The following is a 25,301-nucleotide window of genomic DNA, read 5'->3' as shown; positions in this document are numbered from 1 at the left end:
CTATGCAGGCAGAGATTTTTCAGGACACAATTGTCAACGGTGAACACTACGCCGCCATCGACCTTGGCTCCAATAGTTTTCACATGGTTGTGGTGCACGTGGTCAATGGTAGCGTACAAATTGTTGGCAAAATAAAACAAAAAGTACGTCTGGCTGCAGGGCTTGACGAAAACATGGCGCTAAGTCAGGAGAGCATGGAAAGAGGCTGGAAATGCCTGGAATCTTTTGCCGAGCGACTGGAAGACATCCCCGCCTCAAACGTCAAGGCCGTAGCAACAGCAACGCTGCGTCTGGCCACCAATGCACACGAATTCGTCAAACGCGCTGAAGCAATTTTGGGTTTGCGGCTGGATGTGATCAGCGGCCTTGAAGAAGCCCGTCAGATTTACCTCGGCGTTGCCTATACATCCGCTAATCAGGGCAATAGCTTGGTGGTTGACATAGGCGGAGCAAGCACCGAGATCATTTTAGGTAACGACTTGCAACCAATACATTGTGTCAGTATCGACATGGGTTGTGTGACCTTTATGGAGCGTTACTTCAAAGATGGGAATATTACCCAAGAGGCATTTGACGCGGCGCAGGCAGCGGCCAACCAGCTATTAGACAAGTGGGTTGACAGTTTTTTATGTTTCGACTGGCAAAACTGTCTTGGCGCTTCAGGTACCCCGCAGGCAATTGTTGAAATCTTGGTCAGGCAAGGAATCAGTGATGCCATCAGACTGACTTATTTACATCACCTTCGCCAGCAGTGCATAGATTGTGCGTCAGTTAGCTCGCTTAATATTGAAGGGTTAGAAGAAAACCGAAAAGCCATCTTTCCCAGCGGCCTGGCCATCCTCATTACATTGTTTGAACGCTTGCATATCAAAACCATGAATATCGCTGGAGGCGCATTACGCGAAGGCCTTATTTACGGTATGTTGGATAACTTGCAGGAAAATGACCGGCGTCAGCAAACGCTGAATCAGCTCGTCATTCGCTACCATATTGATATGCACCATGCTGAGTTAGTGAAAACCTTGGCGCTTAAGCTTTGCCAGCAGCTATGTGCACAGCAGAGTATCTGTCATATTGATACTGAAGCGGTATTAGGTGCTGCGGCTATTTTGCATGAAACCGGCTTGCACATTGAGTATAAAAAACACCATCATCATGGTGCCTACATTCTCAGTCATATTGAGCTGCCCGGCTACACGCGACTGCAACGTGCGGCCGTCAGAGATTTGGTTTCAGCACATCGGATGGCAGTGAATGCAGATATTTTTGCAGGCTACCATGCAGAAATTCAACCCATGCTCACGGGCATGCTTCGAATTCTACGTATTGCCGTCGTACTTTGCTTGCGACGCCAAAATAAGCATATCCCCACAGTAAAACTGATGGTGGACGATGATGAGTGGACTTTGTGTTTTCCTGAAAACTGGCTCAATCATCATCCGCTCATTAAAGCTGAACTGGCTAACGAACGCTGGCTACAGCATAAAGCAGGCTGGACACTTAACTGCGTTTAGTTGTGTCCGCGCTGGTGATCATTTTTGCTGCAATAGCCTTGCTGCCTCTACCGCAAAATAAGTTAAAATACCGTCTGCGCCAGCCCGTTTAAACGCCAGCAGTGATTCGACAATGACCGCATTCCTGTCTAACCACCCTTGCTCAAAAGCGGCCATATGCATAGCGTACTCACCACTGACCTGATAGGCGAAGGTTGGCACTCTGAACTGATCCTTACAACGTCGGACAATATCCAGGTAAGGCATGCCGGGTTTGACCATGACCATGTCGGCACCTTCTTCAATATCCAGCTTGATTTCCTGAATTGCTTCATCAGAATTCGCCGGATTCATTTGATAAGATTTTTTATTGCCGCCTTTGATATTAGCTGCAGAACCAACCGCATCACGGAAAGGCCCATAATAGCTTGACGCATATTTTGCGGAATATGCCATGATACAGGTATTAATATGTGCATGTGCGTCTAACGCCTGACGAATTGCACCAATTCGACCGTCCATCATGTCCGAAGGGGCGACAATGTCTGCCCCCGCATTGGCATGCGAGATTGCCTGTTTGATCAGTACTTCCACGGTTTCATCATTCAGCACGTAACCCGCTTCATCAATCAGCCCGTCCTGTCCATGCGAGGTAAACGGATCCAGCGCTACATCAGAGATCAGCAACATCTCCGGGTAGGCTTGCTTAACCGCTGTGATGGCTTGCTGAGCCAGTCCTTGCGGGTTAAAAGCCTCGCTCGCACAAAGTGATTTCTTGTCTGCCGGGGTTACCGGAAATATTGCCAGCGCGCGAATACCCAACGCAAACCATTCACTAATGTCATGCAATAATTCGTCGATTGAAAGTCGCTCAACGCCAGGCATGGATGGTACCGATTGACGTTGCTGCTCGCCGGGTAAAATAAACACCGGATAAATCAAATCACTCACATTTAACTGATGCTCTGTGACCAGTGAACGAAGTGATTCATTAAAGCGCAAACGGCGCATTCTGCGAACAGGGAAATTATTGCTACTCATTATTCACTTCCTGATAAATCCATAATTTTTACGTTATTTCTGCCGTCCTGTTTAGCGGCATATAACATGCGATCAGCCTCTTTCAGCATGGTCAGTTCTTGTTCCTCTGCGGTAACAATTGCGGTGGCTATGCCCACGCTTAATGACATTCTGATGGTGGAGTCGTCAACCAACACGGGTGACGATTCAACGGTTTGCCGCATCAGCTCAGCTACATTGGATGCCCCTTCTGAATCGGTGTTAGGCAGTATGATGGCAAACTCTTCACCACCATACCTGCACACATCGTCGGTAGGCCGGCGAACGGCTTCTTTGAGCAAGCTGGCAACATGTTTAATACAGGCGTCGCCAGCGGCATGCCCATATTTATCATTAATTTTTTTGAAATGATCAATATCGGCCATGATAATACTGAGAGGGGTCTGTTCCCGACGACTTCGTCTTCCCTCCGCGATTAAACGCTTATCAAAGTGACGACGGTTTTTAATATTGGTCAGAGAATCTATCGTGTTAAGTTTTTCAAGTTCCCGGTTGGCTTCAGACAACTCTCTTAACGCCACCTCCAACTCTAACGTCCGCTCCTGCACCTTATACTCAAGTTCATTTTGATATTGTTCCTGAACCGCCAGAAGTTGTTCTTTGGCATTCAGGGCAGATTTCTCCTGGGCAATAGCAACTTCCTGTGCATCCAGCATTTCTTTGCGATTAAGGTTATATGAAATTGCCAGCGCTAACGCCAATAACAACGTTTCAACCGCCCCCCCCAACATAAGCAGGTAATTTGACTGAATGTTGATTGATATCAATTGCAGATTATCGAGACTGGCCAGCAAGCCACTTAGTAACAAAATTGACCAGGCGAAAGCATAGTACCTGGCAATAACGACGCCCTTTATGGCCAGCCAGATGCCAATAGAAAACGTGACGACAACCGCGATGCTCAACAATACGAAAAACAACTTAATCAAGTAGGCATACGGAAGCACCAGACTAATAAAAATATTAGCTAAAAAAACCCAGCCAAACGCCTTTAATATTAAGGCCAGGCGCCTATTGTAATGTTTGACATTCAATAACCAGCTGGAAAAAATGACAGCGCACATAATCGCCGCATTGGCAAAAATACCGACTGCACGTTCCTGAAACCAAACCCACTCAGGCCAGATATGTGCATACGCCAATCCCTTCACTGACATCAAGGTGAGCATTAGTGAAAATACGTAGCCGGAATAGATAAAGAAAGTACGATTTTGGGTAGTAAAAAAGAAAAAGAGATTACTGATCCCCATCGCTGCTAGAAAACCGAAAAACAACCCCATTAATAAATTATGTTTTGAGGTGTACTCAATAAACTCGGTTTTTTTCCAAAGCCGTAAGGGGAGTCTGGTGGTGCCAGCTGACTGTACTTTGATAATGACCGTCAGCTCGCTCTCATGATCGGGCACGGGAAATAACAGTGACTCATGAAGAATCGGACGATGAGCAAATGCCTGCGCGTCCCCGGCTTCGAATTCATTGATAAGCTGTTGTGTATCCGACGCATAAAATGCAACCGTGATGGTATCCAGCAGTGGGTATTTAACTTCCAGCAGGTATCGAATCGGGCCATTTGATGGGGCAATAGTAAAGCGAAACCACGTCGGCGCTTCACGCATCCCAAGATTGACCGGGTTAGGTATCGCCAACCAGTGGTGTTCCGTGGCGAATGGTGCGTCGTCAACACTTTCGAAACTATAAAAAAGATTCTGAATGCGTTGTTCTTGCGTATCCACGGGTGCAAACCTGAATGCAATTACCATAAGCAGCGCTACCAGGATGCTTGTGACTCCCAGTAACCACAAATCGTATTTACGCACTGTAAAAGCTGTTTGCTGCATTGCGCTAATCAGTTATCCCAAATAATCTGCAAGTGTTAGCATAACTTGTCTTGCTGAGGGTTTCACTTGGAATATTAGTCACTTCGCTGAGTTTGTCTGCAATACTGGGCAAATACGCAGGCTCATTGTTGCGCGCACGTGGACGCTTGTTTTTGGGAAACAAATACGGCGCATCCGTTTCGAGTATCAGCTTATCAGCCGGCAGCGCTTCAATTGCCTCAAGCAAGGATGCATTGCGCTTATCATCGCACAGCCACCCGGTTATACCGATATGAAGCCCCATCGCCAGGTAGGCTTCGAGTTGCGTCTTAGTGCCGGTAAAGCAATGCGCAATGCCACCTGTGAGTTGCGCCCTATAAGCAGATAATATGCGGGCTTGATCCGCAAAGGCATCCCGCTCATGCAGATAAACAGGTTTATTGGCCGCAACGGCAATCCTAAGTTGTTGTTCAAACACGTCGCGCTGCACATCAGGGGGGGAGAAATTACGATTAAAATCCAGCCCGCACTCTCCCACTGCCACAGCTTGCGCGTGCTGCAGAGCATCGCCGAGCCGAATAAAATCGTCTGGCGTGGCCAGCTTGGCATTATGAGGGTGAATCCCAACGGTAAACACCAAATTTTCAGGGTATGCTGCAGCCACGTTCATCGCGGGCTGCCATTCATCAGGTTGAGTGGTAATGACGCACATTTTCGACACGCCTGCCGCAAGCGCGCTTTCCACCACGGCTTGCGGTTCAAAGCGTCTGTCCAGCAAGTTTACTCCAGCATCAAACCAGCGCATGTTATTTCGTTCGCTTGACTTTTATACGCTTATTTTGGTCGGGTTTAGAGAGATAAAAAGAACCCAGCATGCCGCGTTCGATGTTTACCACGTCACCAGACTTAAGTTTATAGTGTGTGGAGTCACGCTGCCGCCACACACTGCCGTCAGAAAGGGTAATAATCAATTCGCCACGTGGGGCTTTATCCAGGCTGGCAACAGTGGCGCTGATTTCTTCAATTTCTTCACCCTGTTCTTTGGGCTCTAATCCAAAGGGTGTCGCTTCTGCGGCCGGCGTCACGGTTTCTATTGACTTGCGCGGTGCCGGCCGGGGCGCTGAAACCGAACCTGCGGGTACCGAATAGCCACGCTTGATGGCCTCTTCAACGCCCGAATACTGCTGCACGTCCTTTGCCACCTTATCAAAACACACCAGACGTTGCAGACTGTTATCTACGTTGCTGCATTTGACCAGAGCCTGCTCAATGGACTCTGCCTGAGTGGTGGCGGCACATAACAGAGCGACAGAACCCACCAAAATGCTAAATTTCATGTTGTTTTCCCTTTTTATTATTCATGTAAATTTGAATCTGAAACGTGCTGGCTGCGCTGAGAGTAAATACCTCCCAACACCACACCTACCTCAAATAACAACCACATGGGTAACGCCAGTAAGGTTTGCGAGATCACATCCGGGGGAGTTAATAACATGCCAATGATAAATGCCCCAACAATGACATACGGGCGTTTGGCGCGCAGGCTTTTGGCATCAGTTGCCCCGGTCCAGCAAAGCAAAATTATAGCGATTGGGATCTCAAATGAGATACCAAAGGCAAAAAACAATTTTAATACAAAATCCAGGTAACTGTTGATATCGGTACTCACCGTTACACCTTCAGGTGCTACGCTGGTAAAAAAAGCGAACGCAAGCGGGAATACCACAAAGTAGGCAAAGGCCATACCGGCATAAAACAGCAATGTACTGGAAAACAGCAAAGGCGCGACAAGTCGTTTTTCATTTTTGTACAGACCGGGTGCCACAAAGGCCCACACCTGATAGAGCACGTATGGAATAGCTATGAAAAATGACAACACCAGAGTTAATTTGAATGGGGCAAAAAACGGAGATGCAACATCGGTTGCAATCATGGACGCGTCATCGGGCAGCGCATCAAGAAGTGGCCGCGCTAACAATTGATATAAGTCCTGAGCAAAATAGGCCAAACATAAAAACACTACTAGAACACTAAGTAATGCTTTTAATATTCGACTTCTCAGTTCAATTAAGTGGGATAGCAAGCTGTTTTCGTCAGTCATTCTTTCTTTTTATAGGGTTCTTGCACGGAGCTGGCGGCTTGCTTCAACTCTTCGACACTTTTTTTCAATTCAGGCGAGACATTCTCAATCCCTTCCTGCTCTGCTTTTTTCAGGTTCTCGTGAAGCTCATGAATACGCAACTGGTGCTCGACTTCATGTTTAAAACCGGTCGCCATATTGCGCACTTTGCGCACCGTAGAAATGGTTGAACGCAAGGCACCCGGGAGTCTGTCCGGCCCCAGTATCAACAATGCAAGCACTGCCACAGTCAACAGTTCCCAAAAACCAATATCAAACATTATTGTTTTTCTTTAGTTTCCTGCTTGGCAGAGGTTTGCTTTTGAGAATCCTGCTGTTCGACTTTTTTGGATTCATCCGCGTCAAATTCAGCATCTTTGTCGTCATTAACGGCATTTTTGAAGCCTTTTAATGCTCCGCCTAAATCACTGCCGATATTTTTCAGACGTTTGGTGCCGAATAATAAGATTACGATGACCAAGACTATCAGCAATTGCCAAATACTGATCCCCATATTGTTTCTCCTTTACGTCAGAAGTTACAGTATGCCATTGCCAGAAGCTGCTTTCATTATCTTTATCCTGATCAGATGAAAAACTCATTTGACCTCTCGTTAATTACCAAGCATGCTAAAGTAATACATGGAATAGTAGTAAGTTGATAACCATTAACAATGTCTTGTCTGATATTATTGTTTTGCTCCTCGCTTGTTGTTGAGGACACTTCAAATCGCACAATGTCACATCATCGTGAAGCTGATGCTGAGCTTAAAACCGATGAAATAGTGCGCCCCTTCCCTCCAGATACGGTCGAAAATAAGGATGCCTCCTGGTTCGATCGCTGGCAGCAGAGTTTGACTCAATCCATGGACAATACTGCACGTCAGCTCGATAGTTTTTTTGCGGTGGAAGGTAGCGATGCGTACAAAGATGCCAGAGCGGAAGGACGTGTCAGATTAGGTTGGGAACCGCGCACACGCGACATGTCAGAACTGGATTTAAAGTTTCGTATCCGGGTAAAACTTCCAGCCTTAAAAGACCGGGTTGATTTATTGCTTAGTGATGATGACGATTACGATGAAGATGATACCATTAACGCCGTGCGCGACCAGAGTCTGTCATCCAGAGAGAGCACCACAATTGCGTTAAGGTTCAAAAAGTCTGACGATTCGTCCCTTTCGCATCGAATCGGAACCGGTCGACGCGGCCAGATTTACCTTAAATCCCGCTACCGGGATACCTACTCATTCAATCAGAACTGGTCAATGTTGTATGACGCCGAAGCGTATTATTACACTCGTGACGAATTTGGCGCCGAAGTTGGGGCATCGTTTCAACACGTGAATGAAACCGACCATGTTTTTCGCTTTAACAATCGCTATTACTACCGCGACTTGTCTGAAGACTGGATGTGGCGGCACGAACTGCAATTTCTGCAGCCTCTGACTAACGATTCTGCGGTGATTTACAACCTATTCACCGAAGGCTTCACTAAGCCCGGAAACCGACTCGACCAATACTATGTTAGCGCGCGTTATCGCACCAACCCTCATAGAGAGTGGTTGTTTTATGAGGTTGAGCCCTTTGTACTATGGTTAAGAGAGGAGGACTTCAAGCCCTCCTATGGTGTAGCATTGCGAATTGAAGTTTATTACGGAAAATATCATCTGTAGTAAGCATTTACTAACATTCAGGGCCTTAACGCGCGTTCACCCCGGCCCAGACCACACACCCCCGTTCGCGACGATTCGATAATTTCAGAGGCCTGACTCATGGTCAGTGCAAACGCGTCAAGTTTGTCCGTAGTACCGGTAATCTCAATAGTATAATTGTGTGCATTGACATCGACGATACGTGCTCGAAAAATATCCGTATTACGCTTAACCTCAGCACGAATGGCTTCGGTTCGCGTGGCCACCTTAATTAACATCAACTCTCGTTCTATATGCGCGCCTTCGGTCAGATCCGCAACCTTTAATACATCAATCAGTTTGTTAACCTGTTTCGTTATCTGCTCGATAATTTTGCTGTCACCATGCGTAATAATTGTCAATCGCGATAAACTGGGATCGTTTGTCGGTGCCACGCACAATGAGTCAACATTGTAGCCTCGCTGTGAAAATACGCCGATTATGCGGGATAATGCGCCCGGAGCATTTTCCATCAATACTGAAATTATTCGTTTCATCAGGTACGCTCCATTTTACTTAACCGCATATCATCCATAGCGCCGGACTTAATTTGCATTGGATAAACATGTTCATTTTGATCTACCCTGACATCGACAAAGACCAAGCGCTCTTTCAGACTAAAACATTGCTCCATTGCCGCCTCAAGTTCATCTGGATGATCGACGCGAATTCCCACATGACCATATGCTTCAGCCAGCTTGACAAAATCCGGCATGGATTCCATATAAGAGTGCGAGTGACGACCTTTATAAATCATGTCTTGCCATTGCCGCACCATTCCCAGCGCCTGATTATTAAGCGAAATAATTTTAATTGGCAGGTTGTATTGCAAGCAGGTAGATAGCTCCTGAATATTCATCTGGATGCTGCCGTCTCCGGTGATTACCACTGACGTTGCCTCCGGGTGAGCCACCTGCACCCCCATTGCCGCAGGTAATCCAAATCCCATAGTGCCCAGCCCCCCAGAGTTAATCCATTGTCGGGGACGGGCAAATTTGTAGTACAGGGCGGCAAACATTTGATGCTGCCCTACATCTGAGCTCACAAACGCTTGACCCTGGGTATGACGATATACACTTTCCACTACCTGCTGCGGCTTGATTTTGTCATCTGCCTGCTGATAACGCAGACAATTGCGTTGGCGCCATTGTTCAATTTGTTGCCACCAGTCGGCTAACTTATCCGCCTGTGAGCCCTCCAAAGCTAACGATTCGAGTAACTGTTCAAGGACTTTCTCCACACTTCCAACTACAGGGATATGTGCATTAACGGTTTTTGAGATTGAAGCCGGGTCAATATCAACGTGGATAATAGTGGCATGCGGACAGAATTTAGCCACGTTGTTGGTTACGCGATCATCAAAGCGCGCGCCTAAGGCCAGGATGCAGTCTGCGTTATGCATGGCTTTATTGGCCTCAAGTGTGCCGTGCATCCCCAGCATGCCCAGGCTCTGATTGTGTTGGCCGGGAAACGCGCCTAACCCCATTAACGTACAGGTTACCGGCGCCTGCAGGCTTTCAGCTAAGGCAATAACTTTCGCGCTGGCGTTAGCAGCAACGGCACCGCCGCCGACATACAACACCGGACGCTGCGCATTCTTTAGCGCTTCAAGCGCTTTTTTAATCTGCTTTTTATGCCCGCTAAGTGTTGGATTGTATGACCGCATATAGATTGATTGCGGATAGGAGTAGAGGTGTTTTTCCTGAATATTAACCAAATCTTTAGGCAAATCCACCACCACTGGACCAGGACGGCCCGTACTTGCAATGTAGTAGGCTTTGGCTATCGCGTCGGGAATATCAACCGTGCGCTTGACCAGGAAGCTATGCTTAACAATGGGGCGCGAGCAACCGACCATGTCGGTTTCCTGAAACGCATCCTCGCCAATGTGCATTGACGGAACCTGACCTGAAAGTACCACCATCGGAATGGAATCCATATACGCCGTGGCAATTCCGGTTATCGTATTAGTAGCGCCTGGTCCTGAGGTAACTAGAACGGTTCCCGTTTTTCCCGTCGAGCGTGCGTATCCGTCTGCCATATGCGCAGCAGCCTGCTCGTGTCTAACCAGAATATGTTTAACTGAATCTTGCGCAAATAGTGCGTCATAAATGTCAAGAACAGCGCCCCCCGGATAACCAAAAACATGGCTGACACCTGCATCTTTCAATGCCTCAACCACCATGGCTGCACCTGACATCATCTTCACAACTCCCTCCCATTTTGTCTATAAAAGCACCGTTTTGAGACTATATCGAAGGAACTAGGAAGGATAAACAACAATTTTCAATAAAGTGAGATATATATCCCAATATAGCAAAATAATAGGATGAACAACCTATCCAGTAGGCTTTATCCACTCCCAATTAGGTCAATTAACACAATTTTTACAATTTCGCCATCAGGTTTTTTTCGCCACCCAGGCCCATAGCATTTGACACAAAACAGGCTCATCACCGGTCTCGTCTGTAACCTTGACATTCACTAGTACCTCTCCTTTATCCTCACGCTGCATTAGCGCAAGTTGTTCTTCTGTGAGTGTAGCGATCGCTTGCATATCGCCTTTCGCTCGCTTTACATATTTGAGTTCCATCGACTTTATCAACGGCAACTTATCACCGGGTAAATTGACACCAACGATAAACCCTGTCGCAGACTCAGCCAGCAACGCCATACCTGCGGCGTGCACACTACCGATGTGGTTTTGCACACGGGTTAAGTTGCGCTGACGAAAGGTGACGGAAGTAAAATCGGTGTGCAGGATTTCCAGTCTGGTGGTGCCGGTTAATTTCACTTTAAAACGGAATATCCAGGTTAACAGCCTGCGGCTTAACCAGTCTGGTTTCTTGTTAGCCCAATTTGCAAATTGCCTCAGGGGATTGGGTTTGTGTTTGGCTTTGGTGTTCACGGGTCATATCTTCACTCAATCTGGTTAGACCAGTAAGCCTAATTGGATACGCACCAAAATTCAACAAGGGGTTGCAACAACATAGCAGGCAATCGCTGTCAGAAGCTTAATGATACCGAATGCAAACCTGTACCAAGTCGTGGCGTCACCTATACGTCTCCCGATCAGGTTAATCGCTAAGTAAGTCTGACAATTTGTTCCGCACTAACTCAGCAAACGTGGTGTAATGGTCAAGGTCATTATTATTGGTGAGCTTTTGGTGAGCTGATAAAATACGCTGTTGAAATGCCCTGGTTGATTTATCAACGGCTGCAAAGCCGCAGTAATCGAACAGTGCATTCACTTCTGTTTCCCAATCGCTGGATAATGCTGCATACGACTGGATACGAATTGAGTCGCCGTAAATTGACTGCCACCGATGCATCAGATTATAAAAATGGCGATAGTACCGACAGCAATAAGTCAAATCGTAAGTGTACCCATTGGTATGATTGAAGGGCAATGTCAGCTTAAGATAATTGGCGATGACTGTTTCTACAGGATCGCGCAACATAATTATCACTTTGGCGTTCGGCAAAGCGCGTTTGATCAGACTCACATTGAAAAAGTTATACGGCTGGTAATCAACGGTGTATTTTTCAGAGCCTGATTTCATTCCATTGGTCAATTGCAGATAGTATTCACCGAATCGCTGATTATCCAATTCCTCAGCTTCAAGCAATGCTTTTAAATCCAGCGATATATGTTTTTTTCTATCGCAAAGTTGGCTAACTGCCTGTACAAACAGGTTAGTGGATGATGGTGTTGCCACCTCAGGATGCGCAGATAGAATGTGAGCTACAATATTCGATCCGGTTTCGGGCATACCGACGATAAAGATGGGCTGGTCACTTGCACTGCCCACAGAACCGAAGCAATTTTCGCGTTTTCCCTCTAGCAACCAGTCGAAGATGGCGGCATTTCTTGCTTCTGATATTTCGGCATCCTCTACAAATTCACCCTTTGCCTGCAATAAAATGTTCTCTGCCTTTCTATACGCCCCCTGATGCGCGTAAATTTTGTTTAAAGTGTGCGCCAAAATGACAGCGGAATCCTGATCCCCTGCCGAATGAGCTTGTTTAAATGCATCAGACAGCGCTGCCACCTGGGCCGAATCGAAGTCAGCAGGGTTGGCGATAGCCAGTGTATGGTTAGCCAGCAGATGCGTCGGCTCTATATCAATGGCTTGTTTTAGTGACACGACGGCTTGTGGACGATTGCCGAGTTTAACGTATGTTCGACCTGCATAATAAAAGCCATCTGCGCGCCGCGGCCATATAGCACAAACCTGGTTGTACGCGTCCAGTGCTAAAGTATGCAACTTTAAGGTCGCCAGACTTTGTCCGAGAAGAACAAGAAGCTCGTATTGTTCTATTTGGTCAAATTGAAGCTCTGTGACGACAGTTTCAACTCGCGCACGATTATATGAAGCGCATGCCGCAATAATGAGATAGGCCAGTGTGATATTGCTTTGCGACTGTTCGTAAGACCGGGTTAGCGCTTTTTCTGCTTCTGTATACTGACGCAGGTTAAGAAGGGTACGCCCGGTGAGGCACAAAATATCAGGGTCCTCACCAAAGTTTTTTTGATAAATTGAGCACGCTCGTTGCGCATTAACTACATCGCCGGCATCGCAAGCGGCTTCTGCTTTTGAAATTAACTGACTGCGGGTTTCCATCTTTAAGACTGCAACGACTAATTATAATTTTTAATTGATTTTCTCAAGGAAAAGTTAGTCGTCATACTCCGATTTACTAATTCGTTTCGATTATAGATGATTACACGGATTTAATGTAACCGGATTAAATGAAATCGCTCAGATTAATTAAATTTATTGCTCGACTTAGTTCGCCCACCAGCAACCAGAATCTCAAGCCACGAAGGAGCGAAATTTTGCTCACCCACAGGCTAAAAGTGAGGCTTTTTAACGCGCTGATATTGAAACACTTGCTGAATCAAACAAACATAAAAAGGGGTTTGATACAAAATCTGGAAAATGAAAATTTGGAGGATAAAGATTTGGAGCGGGAAACGAGACTCGAACTCGCGACCCCAACCTTGGCAAGGTTGTGCTCTACCAACTGAGCTATTCCCGCATTAAAAAGACCTCTTCAAGCATCGCTTTGCTTGAAGAGGTGCGCATTTTACAAAAAATTTTTATTAACGCAATACCTAATTACAACTTTTTTGTCATCATGGCGAATTTATATACTAAACACGTGCTCTCGGTAATATTTGAGCTCTTCGATTGATTCGCGAATATCATCCAGTGCCAAATGTACGCCTTTTTTGGTGAAACCGTTGAGCACATCTGGTTTCCAGCGTTTTGCCAATTCCTTAATTGTCGACACATCAATGCTGCGGTAGTGAAAGTAGTCTTCCAGTTCCGGCATGTATTTGACCATAAAGCGGCGGTCCTGACCGATGGTATTGCCACACAGCGGCGACACCCCCTTATCCACATAGTCACTTAAAAACTTAATCGTGGTCTCAGCAGCTTGCTGCTCTGTGATTGCACTTTCGCGACAACGCTTGGTCAAGCCGCTTTCCCCGTGAACTCGCACACACCATGCATCCATGTTATCCAATATCTCGTCAGATTGGTGTATGGCAATGACCGGCCCTTCAGCTAAAACGTTTAATTGCGCATCGGTAACTATGGTGGCAATTTCCAGCACTTTACAGGTTTCAGGATCGAGTCCTGTCATTTCCATATCAATCCAAACCAGGTTTTTACTGTCTTTTGTCATAGGGTCCTCTGTGTATAGGCGTGGTAAGCACGCTCAACAAACGGTATGATTGGCAGAGTATACGCTAATTTATCAGGATATCGTGGCTAAAAAACCTAAATTGACTCATCGACAGAAAAGACAGGTGGCGGCAAATCGAAGTAAAATGCTGAAAAACACGCCATCAGAAAAGACTCTCAATACTGCTGAACTAATTGAAGGTCGCGTTGTAGGTCGGTTTGGTAAGCATGCGGATGTGGAAATTGTCATTTCAAATACACCCGAAATCTGTCGTTGTCACATCAGAAGAACCATTGATTCGGTAGTCTGTGGCGATGATGTGCTAATCAGCAAAGATGAGCATACTAACGCAACCCTGCAAGGGGTGATCGAGTTAGTCAAAGATCGCCGCAGTATGCTTAGCCGCCCGGATTATTACGATGGCGTCAAGCCAGTTGCAGCCAACATTGATCAAATAATTATCGTCAGTTCAGTGCTTCCGGCAGTGTCGTTAAATATTATTGATCGCTATTTAGTCGCGTGTGAGCATATCAATATTCACCCACTCATTGTAATGAATAAAGTTGAGTTGCTAAGCCAAGAGGATTACACGCAGTTACAAACCACCCTCAAAACCTATGCCGAGCTGGGATATTCAATTATTTACACCAGTTGTAAAAGTGCTGAAGGGCTGGATGATTTGAACGCACACCTGAGTGAAAAAACGAACATCTTCGTCGGCCAGTCCGGGGTTGGTAAATCCAGCTTGATTAATAAAATCCTGCCAGAGGCGGATGAAGTGGTGGGTGAAATTTCAGCCACATCAGGGTTAGGCCAACACACCACTACATCAGCAAAGCTTCTGCATCTGCCAGCCGGAGGCGACTTAATCGATTCGCCCGGAGTCCGTGAATTTGGTTTATGGCACCTCACCCAAGAGGAAGTGACCTGGGGGTTTGTTGAATTCAGACAGTATATCGGCGGGTGTAAATTCCGCGACTGTAAACACTTGAATGACCCGGGATGTATGATTCGCGAGGCAGTGGAGAAAGGTGAAATCAGTCAAACTCGCTTTGACAGTTATCACAGAATTCTGGCCACGATGGAAGAGCAGCGTCCAAGTTACATTCCGTCAAATTAATAATTCCGGTAACCCAAAAAGACAACTATTTGCGTACAGATAGGGTACAATCGCGGCCGAAATTTGAATACCAGGATTAAAAGCGGAGAATTGTTGTGTTGGATTGGTTAAAAGTAAATCTTCAGTACCTGTTACCAAAGCATCTGTTATCGAGGTTGGTAGGTAAGCTGGCCAGTGCCGAAGCAGGAGGATTGACCACGGGATTAATCAAACTTTTTATTAAGCAATACAACGTCAATATGGATGAGGCTATGTATTCTGATCCCGCACATTACAAATCCTTTAACGAATTTTTCACCCGTCCATTGAAAGACGACGCCAGGCCCATTGATGCGGACGATAATTCTATCATCCACGCTGTCGATGGTGCAGTGAGTCAATTTGGTGATATTCGTCACGACAGCGTATTTCAGGCAAAGGGCCATGACTATAGTCTTACCACGCTGCTGGGCGGTAAGCCAGAACTGGCAACGCCGTATCGAAATGGTAAGTTTGCCACTATTTACTTAGCCCCCAAGGATTATCACCGCATACATATGCCCGTTGATGGCACGCTGACCGACATGGTGTATGTTCCTGGCGAACTATTTTCGGTCAATCCGCTCACCGCCGCAAATATCCCCGGCCTGTTTGCACGCAATGAACGGGTGGTGGCTTATTTTGATACGCCGGTGGGTAAAATGGCCATGGTGTTAGTCGGCGCGACTATAGTGGCAAGCATCGAAACCGTATGGGCGGGCACAGTGACTCCCCCCGCTGGTAAAAACGTGCAGCATTGGAAATATGAAACAGACAATGAAACCAGTATCCATCTTAAAAAGGGAGAGGAAATGGGACGCTTTAAACTGGGCTCTACCATTGTGGTGTGTTTCGAACCAGATTCCATCGATTTTACCGACCTGGCGCCACTTCAGGTAACCCGATTAGGTCAACCAATGGCCACACGCGCAGCTTCAGCCAGCGAATAATTTATCGTCGATGGATCCCATTAAACGAAGCCTGGTAACGCTTCATGTTACAGTTGTGCTGCTCGGCGGCACAGCCTTGTTTTCTCATCTCATTCCATTAAGCGCTACCGATATTACGATCGGGCGTTCTGTTTTCGCTTGTCTGACACTGATAGCTTACTTGCTGTGGTCAGGGGAGTCGCTTAAATTAGCATGTAAACACGATTATTTTATAGCCATCGGCCTGGGCGCACTGATGGCTGCACACTGGGTCAGTTATTTCGCTGCCATGCAGTATGCCAGTGTATCGGTAGGCTTGATCGCGCTGTTCACGTTTCCAGTCATCACCGTATTCATGGAGCCGTTCTTTGAGGCTGTCAGGCTTAAGTGGCAGGATGTGGTCAGCGCGCTTGTCGTTCTGATAGGCATTTACCTGCTCGTTCCTGCACCAGATTTAAATAATAATGTCACGCTGGGAGTGGCAATCGGTGTTGCCTCTGCCATACTTTATGCATTAAGGAATCTGCTTCACCGGCAGTACTTTTCTCATTATGGTGGCGCGAAAGCAATGGCGTGGCAAATTTTAGTTATTTGTATCGTCCTGATTCCGGTTGGCAGCACTGAGCTAACCGAGATCAATTTATCTACCGGATTGCTGATTGCTACGCTGGGGACGCTTTTTACCGCCCTGCCACATGCCCTTATCGCCAACTGTTTAATATATCTTCGAGCTAAAACCTTTTCATTAATTGCCTGTATGCAGCCACTTTACGGCGTGTTGCTAGCGGTGGTGTTGCTTAAAGAAACACCCGAACTATCTACACTTCTCGGCGGTTTGTTAATCATTTCGGCTTCGATTTACGAAACTGTCAATACAGGGCGCTCTCACCAACAGGAGGTTGGCTAATGCTTATTCTAGGTCATCGAGGGGCAAGTAAAGCTGCTCCGGAAAATACCTTAAGTGCGTTTGATTTGGCAATTCATCAAGGCGCTGACGGGGTTGAGTTTGATACTATGGAGGTGGACAACCATCTCATCGTGTTTCACGACCGCTGGTTGGAACGCACGACCGATGGTGAAGGCCTGGTTGCTGACAAATCTATCGAGTACCTGCGTTCGTTAGACGCAGGCAATGGTGAACCTATTCCTTTCTTAATTGAAGTGATGAAAATGCTTCCACACAATTGCGTGTGTAATGTTGAGATAAAGCATATCTCAAACATAGATAACTGGCTGAAACACTTTGATCACGCGATTGAATCAAGTGGTTTTCCATTGGAAAACATAATTGTCTCATCGTTTAATCACCATTGGCTAAAGCAACTCAGTCGTAAACGGCCAGATTTAAAATTAGGTATTCTGACCGCCGCCGTGTTGGAAAATTGTCACGATCTGGTAGACACAATGAACGCCTACTCGTTTCATGTAGATTTGGAAGTTGTCAGCAAAGAATATATTGAGGAACTGAAAACCCTGAACGCCAAGGTCATGATATTCACCGTCGACAAGGTGGAAGATATGCGCATGTTGAGCGGCTGGGGTGTGGATGGCATCTTTACCAACGTCCCGGATAAGGCCCGCGAAGCGCTGGGGAAATGTGAAATGTATCAGTTCGCGGATGCGCGTTAGGTAGGAATAAACCTTTTTTTATCTACTTAGAAACGGTAGCCAGCTGACTTGTCGCATAGCTGGCATTCAATTTTCTAAACTGTCTGCACATGCGCAGATTGCTCACGTGCGCCATGGCAATCAATAATGCACCAAACGCAATCGTGAAAGGCTCAAAACTCTCGCCGAACATGTTCTTAAACCAGTAGATAGTACCGCCTGTGATCAACAAAACGATCGGATAAAACTGTCCATGTTGACGAATAGCGCCGGTGAACAAAGCCGCTAAACCAACCAAAATAGAAATGGACAAAATAGTACGCTCAAACCAGGCCTGAGCAAAAAAACTTGATGCAACTAAAGGCATCAGCGGGACCAGCACCGGTAATGAAAGACAATGCACCGCGCACAGACCAGACACCCAGATGCCTAGTTTATCTAACGTTGTCTGTGTTGTTGTCACCGTTTTCACTATGAATTACCTATCTCTCGCCGATTTGACTACGTTATAATATAACATTGTGCCGCGATTGCAAAATCCTGTTTAATTAAATTTTGGTAGGTTTTAATTTTTAGCAGGTTTTATTGTGGTGCAGAAATGCTTTCAGCCGGCTGCGGTTCTGCTGCCAGCATACGGGACGCGGGTTTGAAATATTGATTTGCAGAGACCAGATAAATGCCCTGCTGCTCAAGCGAAGGTAACGACTCCAGCAAAAAGCGTACAGTCATCGGATGAGGATGAGCGATACCTACCGCGAAGCCTCTGCGCTTTGCCAGCGAGACTAAACGTTGCAGCGATTTTTCCATTGATTCAACGGTCATGGTGTGATCAATAAATACATTACGTGACACCACCGGCAACCCAATATTTCTGGCAACCTGCTCTGCTACGCTATTTACCGTCGTTCGGCTGTCAACAAAGAACAGATCTCGTGCCTTTATTTCCTGCATCAGCGCCAGCATTGGCTCGGTCTGTTGAGTCAACATACTGCCCATATGGTTATTTACGCCAATGGCAAACGGGACAGTATCCATGGCCCTGGCAAAGGTCTCGCTTATCGCATTGGGAAACATGCCCGCCTGCAAAGCCTGTGGACCTAACTTCTGACCGTTCAATGCTTCCATCGGAAGGTGTAGCATTACATCCCGCCCCTGAGCACTCGCCTCAACGGCCAGTTCTTCGGCAAGTGGCGTTGCTGGCAGTATAGAAAATATTACTTCTTTCGGCAGCGCAAGTGCCGCGCGGTCAGTATGCCGGTAGCCTATATCATCCATAATCAACATAATTCTCGGCGCAGCCATGCCCATTGAGCTTATGCAGCAAAGTAGCCAAGCGAGTAAAACTGAACTGCATTTTCCTCGTGAAAACAGTTGCTTGCTAAATTTTATTAAGTTTCCTATGGTGCGCACTGGGATTCGTTTTATTTTTTATTGTCTTTGGTTATTATGCCCCAAGCATACCAGCGCATCGAAGCAAAGCAACAGCAAAAGTAAATTGGAAAGCATAATAAGTAAACACTTACTTACGCCAATCTATCGGTCGAGCAAATTTTTGGAAAAAACGTATCTAGACTTACCGTTTGGCGACAAAGCAAAAAAGGATAAGCAAACATGAATTCACCCGCGTCCATCGGTCGCCAAGTCGAAGCAGCGCTGACACGTTTTACGCAATGCCAGACACCGCCTCATCAAACATTGCTTGAGCACAACAACAGGTTGTCTGATGCCACCGGTATGCAGATCTACCTTAAGCATGAACAAATGCAAAGAACAGGATCGTTTAAATACCGAGGGGCACTGAACTGTATTTTGTCACTCACAGAAGAGGAACGCCAAGCGGGGGTGTTAACCGCCAGTTCTGGCAATCACGGCATGGCCTGCGCGATGGCTGCAAAAGCCGCAGCGGTGCCCTTAACAGTTTATGTGCCTGAGAATGCCTCGACGTTAAAGTTATCAAAAATTCACAACCTCGGCGCTACCATTAAACAAGTAGAAGGTGATTGTCTGGTCGCTGAAATGCAAGCGCGCAATGAAGCCACCCGGTTAAGCAAGCGCTATATTTCACCCTATAACGACAGCACGGTAATGGCGGGTCAGGGAACTATCGCTGCTGAATTGCTAAGAGATTTGCCCGACATTGATGCCGTATTTATAGCGGTTGGCGGCGGCGGCTTAATTGGCGGCGTCGGTGCGTATTTAAAAGCCGCACGGCCTGAGATAGAAGTTATTGGCTGCTGGCCGGCCAACTCGCCCGCTATGGCAAAATGCCTTGATGCAGGCCGTATTATTGAGGTAGAGGAATCGCCAACGCTTTCTGATGGTACCGCGGGTAATGTAGAGGACGGCGCAATTACCTTCGATATATGTCAACAGGTTATCGATGACAAAGTATTGGTTTCTGAAGATGAGATCCGCGCACAGTTAAATGCATTGGTAAGCAATGAACAACTCATTGTTGAAGGGGCTGCCGGTGTTGCCATTGCTGCTGCGGTGCAGTACGCACCAAAGTTAAAAGGCAAAAAGGTGGCGATTATTTTATGTGGAAGAAACATAGCCCATGAGACGCTCACATCCCTTTTAACCTAAAAGCGTAAATTGCGTTTAACGATGGCTTTTAATCTATAATGTGTATTGACAAAATAACCTGGTTAATGCGCTGATTGTGAGGCGCCCTTCACTCACGAAAGGTAAGCAATGGAAATACAACGAATTGCCGCATTTAGTGTTAATGGCTCTGGCGGCAACCCTGCTGGCGTAATGTTGTTAGATAACTGGATAGACGACAGCGAAATGGCGCGTATTGCCGCCGACGTGGGCTATTCAGAAACCGCATTTGCTGTTGCACAGGATAGCCAACAGCTGAGCTGGCGCGTACGTTATTTTTCGCCTGAATCCGAGGTCCCTTTCTGTGGCCATGCCACCATTGCATTAGGGGTTGTGCTGGGTAAAACTATCGGTAGCGGCAGTTACACGCTAGACCTTAATCACGCCACTATCACCGTGGATGCCGAGCAGGATAATGGCGAAATTATCGCGACCCTGGTATCACCGCCGACCCGAAGTCAACCATTAACAGAGACCGAGCTTGTCGATATGTTGCACCTGTTCAGTCTGCAGCAAGCTGACCTGCATCCGACCATCCCCCCTGCCCGCATTCACGGTGGTGCCGATCACATTGTGCTGCCTTTGCATTCAAGACAGATACTGGCAGACATGCATTACCAGCTGGATGAGGGTCGACGGCTGATGCGACAACATGAATTAGTCACGGTAATGTTGGTTTATGTGGAAAATAATCAAACCTTTGTGGCACGCAACGCGTTTGCCTCCGGCGGCGTACTGGAAGACCCAGCCACGGGTGCTGCGGCGGCAGCTTTCGCTGGTTATTTAAGAGATATTGAATGGCCCCATCAGCATCGTATTACTATCCGACAAGGTGACGATATGGGCCAGCCTTCACTCATTAAGGTGACAATAACGCAAGGCAAAGGACAGCCGGTTAAGGTGTCAGGGCGAGCCAGAGTTATTGGGTAAATGCAGTTTTGCACTTGGACTGACATTCCTCCAGGTTTAATTAATAGTTAAAGCGGACAATATTGTGGAAGAAAACTTAAAAGAAAAAACCGGCAAAAACTTAGCTGAATGGAAAGACACACTGACCAATACAAAGCTTTCCAAACATGGTGAAATTGTTACCTGGCTTAAGTCTGAACATGGCGTCACCCATGGTTTTGCCAATTTTATTTCACTTAAATTTCGTGAAGCTGATGCGGCTTCATTTGACGATTCGGACCTTGTCAGCAGCCAATACGAGAAAAAACCGTTGTTAATGCCAGTTTACGATACCCTCATTACGTACTGTCGGAGTTTAGGCGCGGATGTTGAGATTGCGCCTAAGAAGTCAACGGTCAGCGTTCGACGCAAGCGCCAGTTTTTGTTGATAAAACCCGCCACCAAAACCCGTATGGATGTAGGACTCAAATTGAATGACAAACAGCCACAAGGACGACTGCTGGATTCCGGCGCATTTGGCACCATGTGTACCTACCGTGTGGAACTCACCCACGTAAAAGAGTTCGATGATGAAATCAAAAGGCTGGTGAAGGAGGCCTACGAAGAGGCAGGCTAGATGTGAGTGAATTGTTTAGATTGCTCGCCCAAAACGGGCGAGCAATTGCGTTGCTGGATGATTACCAGATCCGTACCCGGTCTTCCGGCGCGAGATACAACTCGTCATCAGGCTGTACATCAAATGCTTTGTACCAGGCATCATGATTTCGTGGTGCCAGTGCCCTGAAACGCCCGGGAGCATGGGTGCCGGCTCGCAGCTGATTCAGCATACTTTGTTCGGTACGTTTTTCCTTCCACACCTGTGCCCATGCCAGGAAGAAACGTTGATCGCCAGTTAACCCGTCAATGACCGGCGCCTCTTTGCCATCTAAACTGAGCTGATATGCATGATATGCCATTGCCAGACCACCCACATCACCAATGTTTTCGCCCAGACTGTTCTGACCATTCACAAAGTTACCTTCGATGGGTGAATATTGGCTGTACTGTGCCGCTAGTTCATTGGCCTTAGCGTCGAACGCAGCGCGGTCTTCATCTGTCCACCAATTGCGTTGTACACCTGAAGCATCAGACTTGGAACCCTGGTCATCAAAACCGTGCCCCATTTCGTGACCGATCACCGCACCGATTGCGCCGTAATTTACCGCTGCATCAGCATTAGGGTCGAAAAATGGGGGTTGCAGAATCGCGGCAGGGAATACGATTTCGTTGAATGACGAATTGTAATAGGCATTAACCCGTTGCGGTGTCATTCCCCAACGATTGCGATCGGTTTTCTTCAGTTCTTTTTCAACGTCTTTGTCCTGGAAAAACTGACGAATATTCTTCACATTGCCAACCAGATCGCTGTCCGAAATGCTTAGACCATCAAAGCTAATCCATTCATCAGGATAGCCAATTTTAGGATTAAACGCGGCGAGTTTTTCTTGTGCACTTTTTTTAGTTTCTTCGCCCATCCAGTCAAGGTTGTCGATACGTTCCCCTAGTGCAGTACGCAAGTTCTCTACTAATTCCGCCATCTGCTGTTTAGAGCTTTCCGGAAAATAGCGTTCTACGTATATTTTACCGATCGCAAAACCCAGTGATTCGGTGCCTGACATCTGTTCAACCGCACGCTTCCAACGCGGGCGTGGCTCTTGTTGACCGCTTAACGTACGTCCATAAAAGTCGAAATTAGCGTTATAGATATCTTCTGCCAGCAAGGACGCGTTATTGCTCACGGCATGGTAGCGCATGTAGGCTTTCCAGCTTGATAATGGCTCACCGTTGACCAGCGCAATCACGTCATTAACTGGTTCTGGTTGCGCAATGTTCAAGTGAGGCACTGAAAGGCCGCTTGAGGAAAAAAATGCATCCCAGTCGAAATCCGGGTACTGCTTGGCTAATTCATCCCGCTCAAATTGATTCAGGGTCAGGTCACGATCTCTGCGCTTCTCTCTTGGCCATTGCACTTCCGCAATTTTAGTTTCCAGTGCAAGTATCGCTTTAGCGTCTTTTGCCGGGTCGTCCGCTTCTGTAAATGCCAGCATTTGCTCAATATGGGCAAGGTAGGCCGCACGAATATCCACAAAGCGTTGGTCGTCACTCAGATAATAATCCCGGTCTGGCAGGCCCAGGCCGGCTACTCCGACACTAAGTTGATACTGGTCCGGATCCAAACGGTTATACCAAAGCCCGGCCGCTATCGGTGTATTGGTATTTTTCAGCCAGGATTCACCAAACGCATAGGTCAGTTCTTCTACATTACCTATCGCAGCAATGTCACTTAAAGTTGGCTTGATTGGTTCAATGCCTTTTGCATTGATGGCTTCAACATCCATATATGCGGTATAGAAATCTTTAACCAGCTTCTCTTCTTCCGACAAATCCTCTTTTTGCATGAGGTCATCAATGATTGTTTTTACGTTTTCTTCACTGCGGTCGGCCAGGGCATTGAAAGCACCAAAGCGGGTTTTATCTGCTGGTAACTCGTAATTGTCATACCAAGTGCCACTTGCATACATGAAAAAGTCATCGCCAGGCTTGACTGATTCGTTTCTGGCCGTCAGGTCAACCCCAAAGCTGCCTAACTCGGCTTCGTTTTTAGTCTGTGGACTGCTTACAGTTTCTGTATCTGCCTTGGTAGAAGTCTGCTCCGCTTTTTCACTACAGCCACTAAGTGCAAAAGCAAGCAAAACGCTTGATGCAAGTAAGGTTTTTTTCATCATGTTTTCTCTGGTTTATTATCGTTTTAGTAAAGTACGTTAATTATTCTTAACAGCTACCTTGCCTCAATGTTTATGTAGAAGGCAATGCCGATGAGATCTGGTGGTGAAAAATTACGACAGTATGCGAACGCTGCACTACGCCATTAATGCTACAAATCCAGCCAGCTGGTTGGATTTAACGCTTTGCCTTTATGACGAATTTCAAAATAAAGATTGGGGTAACTTTGTCCGCCGCTTTGCCCGACCAGCGCGATAGAGTCGCCCTGGCGCACGTCATCACCCGCCTGCTTTAACAATGCCTGATTATGCCCATATACGCTCATGTAACCGTCGCCATGGTCGACGATGGTTACCAGCCCAAACCCTCGTAGCCAGTCAGCATATAACACCCGTCCGTGCGAAACGGCTTTAACCGAACTGCCTTCTGAGCCTTCAATCACAATTCCTTTCCAGCGAACTTGTCCTTGGCGACGGGCCCCGAACAATCGGCGAACCGTACCTGCGGCCGGTTGCATAAGCTTGCCCTTCAAAGAAGCCAGTCCTTTAAGCTCTACCTGTTGTTGCGCTGCCGCCCTCCGGTTAGCCTCTTCTATCGCTTGCATCAGCGCTTTTTCGCTGGCTTGCAACGATGCTACCTGCTCTTGTTCACTGGCGATACTGTTATTGAGTTTGGCTAGGGTTTGTTTGCGATCGGTTTGACGTGCCAGTAACTGGGCCTGTTGCGACTCCTGCTGACGCAATAAGCTGGCCAGCTCCTGCCCTTTTAATTCCAATTCGTGATTAACTGCTTTTAGTGATTCTACGTTGCTACGGAACTTGCTGATTTCAGCCTGGCGCGCTTTGTTGATATATTGATAATAGGTGAGGATACGCTCAAACTTACTCGCCTCTTCCTGATAGAAGAACAATTTCGCATAATCGTAATTACCAGACATAAAAGCACTTTTTAACTGGCTGGCTAAAGCGGCTTGCTGTTGAATAATCGCCTGAGTAAGGGTTTGCTGTTGTGCGTGCAGCTCGGCCTGTTCCTGCTGATTGGTTGCAAGATTGCTTTTTGTTTTTTGCAGCTGCGACGCGGCACGGCCAATTTCTTCTTCTGATTGTTGCAACGCTTGCTGCAGTTCTTCTGCCGATGCCTGGTCGGCAGCAAGGCGTTGTTGTCGTTCCTTCAGTTCAGCTTGCAACTCTGCCAGCTGTTCTTGCTGAGAATCTTGCGCCATCAGAGGGAAAGACAACAGCATTGCGCAGCACATAACTAATGCGCGTACTACTTGATCTTGATTGACGTTAAATGTTGAAGGCATTACATCGACTAACTCAGAAAAACCGCCTGCCATTTCAACAGGTTTTCAGACCCGTAACAAGTGCGATGCGGTTAATTAGCTGCACGATCTGGTTTCTGCGCTAATTTTCTATATACTTTGCACTCGATTTTTGTGGGTAGAAGTACAT

Annotated in this window: 25 protein-coding genes and 1 tRNA gene; 9 read left to right on the top strand and 17 right to left on the bottom strand. The window is 46.9% G+C overall.

What is annotated here, in order from left to right; translation table 11 throughout:
* The first annotated feature begins 2 nt into the window (after window positions 1-2).
* Window positions 3-1,514: a Ppx/GppA phosphatase family protein gene (locus HCJ96_RS08785; RefSeq protein WP_169210665.1), complete on the top strand. Its 1,512-nt coding sequence runs from the start codon at window positions 3-5 to the stop codon at window positions 1,512-1,514.
* 18 nt (window positions 1,515-1,532) lie between these two features.
* Here the strand turns inward: HCJ96_RS08785 and hemB are convergent, their stop codons facing one another.
* The 7 genes from hemB to tatA are packed head-to-tail and all read right to left on the bottom strand — an operon-like array spanning window position 1,533 to window position 7,023.
* Window positions 1,533-2,534, bottom strand: a complete 1,002-nt coding sequence (gene hemB, locus HCJ96_RS08780; protein WP_169210664.1) for a porphobilinogen synthase — start codon at window positions 2,532-2,534, stop codon at window positions 1,533-1,535.
* Window positions 2,534-4,390, bottom strand: a complete 1,857-nt coding sequence (locus HCJ96_RS08775; protein WP_343034697.1) for a sensor domain-containing diguanylate cyclase — start codon at window positions 4,388-4,390, stop codon at window positions 2,534-2,536. The genes hemB and HCJ96_RS08775 overlap by 1 nt, the downstream gene beginning before the upstream one ends.
* Before the next feature lie 25 nt (window positions 4,391-4,415).
* The gene (locus HCJ96_RS08770; RefSeq protein ID WP_169210662.1) at window positions 4,416-5,195 is read right to left on the bottom strand and encodes a TatD family hydrolase; all 780 of its coding nucleotides are present in this window, start codon (window positions 5,193-5,195) and stop codon (window positions 4,416-4,418) included.
* 1 nt (window position 5,196) lies between these two features.
* On the bottom strand, window positions 5,197-5,727 hold the full coding sequence (locus tag HCJ96_RS08765) for a hypothetical protein (RefSeq protein WP_169210661.1): 531 nt from the start codon (window positions 5,725-5,727) through the stop codon (window positions 5,197-5,199).
* 17 nt (window positions 5,728-5,744) lie between these two features.
* Window positions 5,745-6,491 carry a twin-arginine translocase subunit TatC gene (tatC, locus tag HCJ96_RS08760; RefSeq protein ID WP_169210660.1) on the bottom strand — a complete coding sequence of 249 codons (747 nt, stop codon included), beginning with the start codon at window positions 6,489-6,491 and terminating at the stop codon, window positions 5,745-5,747.
* On the bottom strand, window positions 6,488-6,790 hold the full coding sequence (tatB, locus tag HCJ96_RS08755) for a Sec-independent protein translocase protein TatB (RefSeq protein ID WP_169210659.1): 303 nt from the start codon (window positions 6,788-6,790) through the stop codon (window positions 6,488-6,490). The genes tatC and tatB overlap by 4 nt, the downstream gene beginning before the upstream one ends.
* Window positions 6,790-7,023: a Sec-independent protein translocase subunit TatA gene (gene tatA / locus HCJ96_RS08750; protein ID WP_169210658.1), complete on the bottom strand. Its 234-nt coding sequence runs from the start codon at window positions 7,021-7,023 to the stop codon at window positions 6,790-6,792. The genes tatB and tatA overlap by 1 nt, the downstream gene beginning before the upstream one ends.
* 222 nt (window positions 7,024-7,245) lie before the next feature.
* On the opposite strand from tatA, the gene HCJ96_RS08745 reads away from it, so the two are divergent.
* A complete protein-coding gene (locus HCJ96_RS08745) occupies window positions 7,246-8,181 on the top strand; it encodes a hypothetical protein (RefSeq protein WP_246261234.1) in 936 nt (311 codons plus the stop codon).
* Window positions 8,182-8,198: 17 nt separating this feature from the next.
* Here HCJ96_RS08745 and ilvN read toward each other — a convergent pair whose 3' ends face one another.
* The 6 genes from ilvN to orn form a co-directional block, all read right to left on the bottom strand.
* Window positions 8,199-8,696, bottom strand: a complete 498-nt coding sequence (ilvN, locus tag HCJ96_RS08740; RefSeq protein WP_169210656.1) for an acetolactate synthase small subunit — start codon at window positions 8,694-8,696, stop codon at window positions 8,199-8,201.
* Window positions 8,696-10,408: an acetolactate synthase 3 large subunit gene (locus tag HCJ96_RS08735; protein WP_169210655.1), complete on the bottom strand. Its 1,713-nt coding sequence runs from the start codon at window positions 10,406-10,408 to the stop codon at window positions 8,696-8,698. Before HCJ96_RS08735 ends, ilvN begins: the two co-directional genes overlap by 1 nt.
* 192 nt (window positions 10,409-10,600) lie before the next feature.
* Entirely contained in the window at window positions 10,601-11,107 is a 507-nt protein-coding gene (locus HCJ96_RS08730) for a DUF4442 domain-containing protein (RefSeq protein WP_169210654.1), read from the bottom strand.
* 169 nt (window positions 11,108-11,276) lie between these two features.
* On the bottom strand, window positions 11,277-12,824 hold the full coding sequence (locus HCJ96_RS08725) for a tetratricopeptide repeat-containing sulfotransferase family protein (RefSeq protein WP_169210653.1): 1,548 nt from the start codon (window positions 12,822-12,824) through the stop codon (window positions 11,277-11,279).
* A 342-nt stretch (window positions 12,825-13,166) separates the two neighbouring features.
* A tRNA-Gly gene (locus tag HCJ96_RS08720) sits at window positions 13,167-13,242 on the bottom strand.
* Window positions 13,243-13,350: 108 nt separating this feature from the next.
* Window positions 13,351-13,896, bottom strand: a complete 546-nt coding sequence (gene orn, locus HCJ96_RS08715) for an oligoribonuclease (protein ID WP_169210652.1) — start codon at window positions 13,894-13,896, stop codon at window positions 13,351-13,353.
* 82 nt (window positions 13,897-13,978) lie between these two features.
* Here orn and rsgA point away from each other — a divergent pair, with 82 nt between their 5' ends.
* The 4 genes from rsgA to HCJ96_RS08695 all read left to right on the top strand — a co-directional run bounded on the left by rsgA (window position 13,979) and on the right by HCJ96_RS08695 (window position 17,592).
* Complete coding sequence (gene rsgA / locus HCJ96_RS08710; RefSeq protein ID WP_169210651.1) at window positions 13,979-15,016, top strand: small ribosomal subunit biogenesis GTPase RsgA; 1,038 nt, start codon at window positions 13,979-13,981, stop codon at window positions 15,014-15,016.
* Window positions 15,017-15,111: 95 nt separating this feature from the next.
* On the top strand, window positions 15,112-15,984 hold the full coding sequence (asd, locus tag HCJ96_RS08705; RefSeq protein ID WP_169210650.1) for an archaetidylserine decarboxylase: 873 nt from the start codon (window positions 15,112-15,114) through the stop codon (window positions 15,982-15,984).
* Window positions 15,985-15,994: 10 nt separating this feature from the next.
* A complete protein-coding gene (locus HCJ96_RS08700) occupies window positions 15,995-16,870 on the top strand; it encodes a DMT family transporter (RefSeq protein WP_169210649.1) in 876 nt (291 codons plus the stop codon).
* Window positions 16,870-17,592, top strand: a complete 723-nt coding sequence (locus HCJ96_RS08695) for a glycerophosphodiester phosphodiesterase (protein ID WP_169210648.1) — start codon at window positions 16,870-16,872, stop codon at window positions 17,590-17,592. The genes HCJ96_RS08700 and HCJ96_RS08695 overlap by 1 nt, the downstream gene beginning before the upstream one ends.
* Window positions 17,593-17,614: 22 nt before the next feature.
* On the opposite strand, the gene HCJ96_RS08690 is transcribed toward HCJ96_RS08695, so the two are convergent.
* Together HCJ96_RS08690 and HCJ96_RS08685 are read right to left on the bottom strand one after the other, a co-directional pair.
* Window positions 17,615-18,043, bottom strand: a complete 429-nt coding sequence (locus HCJ96_RS08690; RefSeq protein ID WP_343034695.1) for a MerC domain-containing protein — start codon at window positions 18,041-18,043, stop codon at window positions 17,615-17,617.
* A 110-nt stretch (window positions 18,044-18,153) separates the two neighbouring features.
* Window positions 18,154-18,873 carry a divergent polysaccharide deacetylase family protein gene (locus HCJ96_RS08685; RefSeq protein ID WP_169210647.1) on the bottom strand — a complete coding sequence of 240 codons (720 nt, stop codon included), beginning with the start codon at window positions 18,871-18,873 and terminating at the stop codon, window positions 18,154-18,156.
* A gap of 309 nt (window positions 18,874-19,182) precedes the next feature.
* On the opposite strand from HCJ96_RS08685, the gene HCJ96_RS08680 reads away from it, so the two are divergent.
* The 3 genes from HCJ96_RS08680 to HCJ96_RS08670 all read left to right on the top strand — a co-directional run bounded on the left by HCJ96_RS08680 (window position 19,183) and on the right by HCJ96_RS08670 (window position 21,700).
* Window positions 19,183-20,157, top strand: a complete 975-nt coding sequence (locus HCJ96_RS08680) for a threonine/serine dehydratase (protein ID WP_169210646.1) — start codon at window positions 19,183-19,185, stop codon at window positions 20,155-20,157.
* A 108-nt stretch (window positions 20,158-20,265) separates the two neighbouring features.
* Window positions 20,266-21,105: a PhzF family phenazine biosynthesis protein gene (locus HCJ96_RS08675; RefSeq protein WP_169210645.1), complete on the top strand. Its 840-nt coding sequence runs from the start codon at window positions 20,266-20,268 to the stop codon at window positions 21,103-21,105.
* A 64-nt stretch (window positions 21,106-21,169) separates the two neighbouring features.
* Window positions 21,170-21,700 (top strand): DUF5655 domain-containing protein, encoded by a 531-nt coding sequence (locus HCJ96_RS08670; RefSeq protein ID WP_169210644.1) that lies wholly within the window; start codon window positions 21,170-21,172, stop codon window positions 21,698-21,700.
* A gap of 61 nt (window positions 21,701-21,761) precedes the next feature.
* Here the strand turns inward: HCJ96_RS08670 and HCJ96_RS08665 are convergent, their stop codons facing one another.
* Window positions 21,762-23,846, bottom strand: coding sequence for a M13 family metallopeptidase (locus HCJ96_RS08665; protein WP_169210774.1), 2,085 nt, complete (start codon window positions 23,844-23,846; stop codon window positions 21,762-21,764).
* Window positions 23,847-23,998: 152 nt separating this feature from the next.
* Window positions 23,999-25,102 carry a murein hydrolase activator EnvC family protein gene (locus HCJ96_RS08660; RefSeq protein ID WP_425483738.1) on the bottom strand — a complete coding sequence of 368 codons (1,104 nt, stop codon included), beginning with the start codon at window positions 25,100-25,102 and terminating at the stop codon, window positions 23,999-24,001.
* Between the last annotated feature and the right edge of the window lie 199 nt (window positions 25,103-25,301).

The organism is Alteromonas ponticola, from assembly GCF_012911815.1.
Lineage (GTDB): Bacteria > Pseudomonadota > Gammaproteobacteria > Enterobacterales > Alteromonadaceae > Alteromonas > Alteromonas ponticola.
This window is presented reverse-complemented; position numbering and strand designations above follow the sequence as displayed.

Excerpts from the sequence above, each read along its gene's own strand:
- HCJ96_RS08785 (WP_169210665.1), top strand. The coding sequence starts at position 3 with ATGCAGGCAGAGATTTTTCAGGACACAATTGTCAACGGTGAACACTAC.
- hemB (WP_169210664.1), bottom strand. The coding sequence starts at position 2,534 with ATGAGTAGCAATAATTTCCCTGTTCGCAGAATGCGCCGTTTGCGCTTT.
- HCJ96_RS08770 (WP_169210662.1), bottom strand. The coding sequence starts at position 5,195 with ATGCGCTGGTTTGATGCTGGAGTAAACTTGCTGGACAGACGCTTTGAA.
- HCJ96_RS08765 (WP_169210661.1), bottom strand. The coding sequence starts at position 5,727 with ATGAAATTTAGCATTTTGGTGGGTTCTGTCGCTCTGTTATGTGCCGCC.
- tatC (WP_169210660.1), bottom strand. The coding sequence starts at position 6,491 with ATGACTGACGAAAACAGCTTGCTATCCCACTTAATTGAACTGAGAAGT.
- tatB (WP_169210659.1), bottom strand. The coding sequence starts at position 6,790 with ATGTTTGATATTGGTTTTTGGGAACTGTTGACTGTGGCAGTGCTTGCA.
- tatA (WP_169210658.1), bottom strand. The coding sequence starts at position 7,023 with ATGGGGATCAGTATTTGGCAATTGCTGATAGTCTTGGTCATCGTAATC.
- HCJ96_RS08745 (WP_246261234.1), top strand. The coding sequence starts at position 7,246 with ATGTCACATCATCGTGAAGCTGATGCTGAGCTTAAAACCGATGAAATA.
- ilvN (WP_169210656.1), bottom strand. The coding sequence starts at position 8,696 with ATGAAACGAATAATTTCAGTATTGATGGAAAATGCTCCGGGCGCATTA.
- HCJ96_RS08725 (WP_169210653.1), bottom strand. The coding sequence starts at position 12,824 with ATGGAAACCCGCAGTCAGTTAATTTCAAAAGCAGAAGCCGCTTGCGAT.
- orn (WP_169210652.1), bottom strand. The coding sequence starts at position 13,896 with ATGACAAAAGACAGTAAAAACCTGGTTTGGATTGATATGGAAATGACA.
- HCJ96_RS08700 (WP_169210649.1), top strand. The coding sequence starts at position 15,995 with ATGGATCCCATTAAACGAAGCCTGGTAACGCTTCATGTTACAGTTGTG.
- HCJ96_RS08695 (WP_169210648.1), top strand. The coding sequence starts at position 16,870 with ATGCTTATTCTAGGTCATCGAGGGGCAAGTAAAGCTGCTCCGGAAAAT.
- HCJ96_RS08685 (WP_169210647.1), bottom strand. The coding sequence starts at position 18,873 with ATGGCTGCGCCGAGAATTATGTTGATTATGGATGATATAGGCTACCGG.
- HCJ96_RS08680 (WP_169210646.1), top strand. The coding sequence starts at position 19,183 with ATGAATTCACCCGCGTCCATCGGTCGCCAAGTCGAAGCAGCGCTGACA.
- HCJ96_RS08675 (WP_169210645.1), top strand. The coding sequence starts at position 20,266 with ATGGAAATACAACGAATTGCCGCATTTAGTGTTAATGGCTCTGGCGGC.
- HCJ96_RS08665 (WP_169210774.1), bottom strand. The coding sequence starts at position 23,846 with ATGAAAAAAACCTTACTTGCATCAAGCGTTTTGCTTGCTTTTGCACTT.
- HCJ96_RS08660 (WP_425483738.1), bottom strand. The coding sequence starts at position 25,102 with ATGTGCTGCGCAATGCTGTTGTCTTTCCCTCTGATGGCGCAAGATTCT.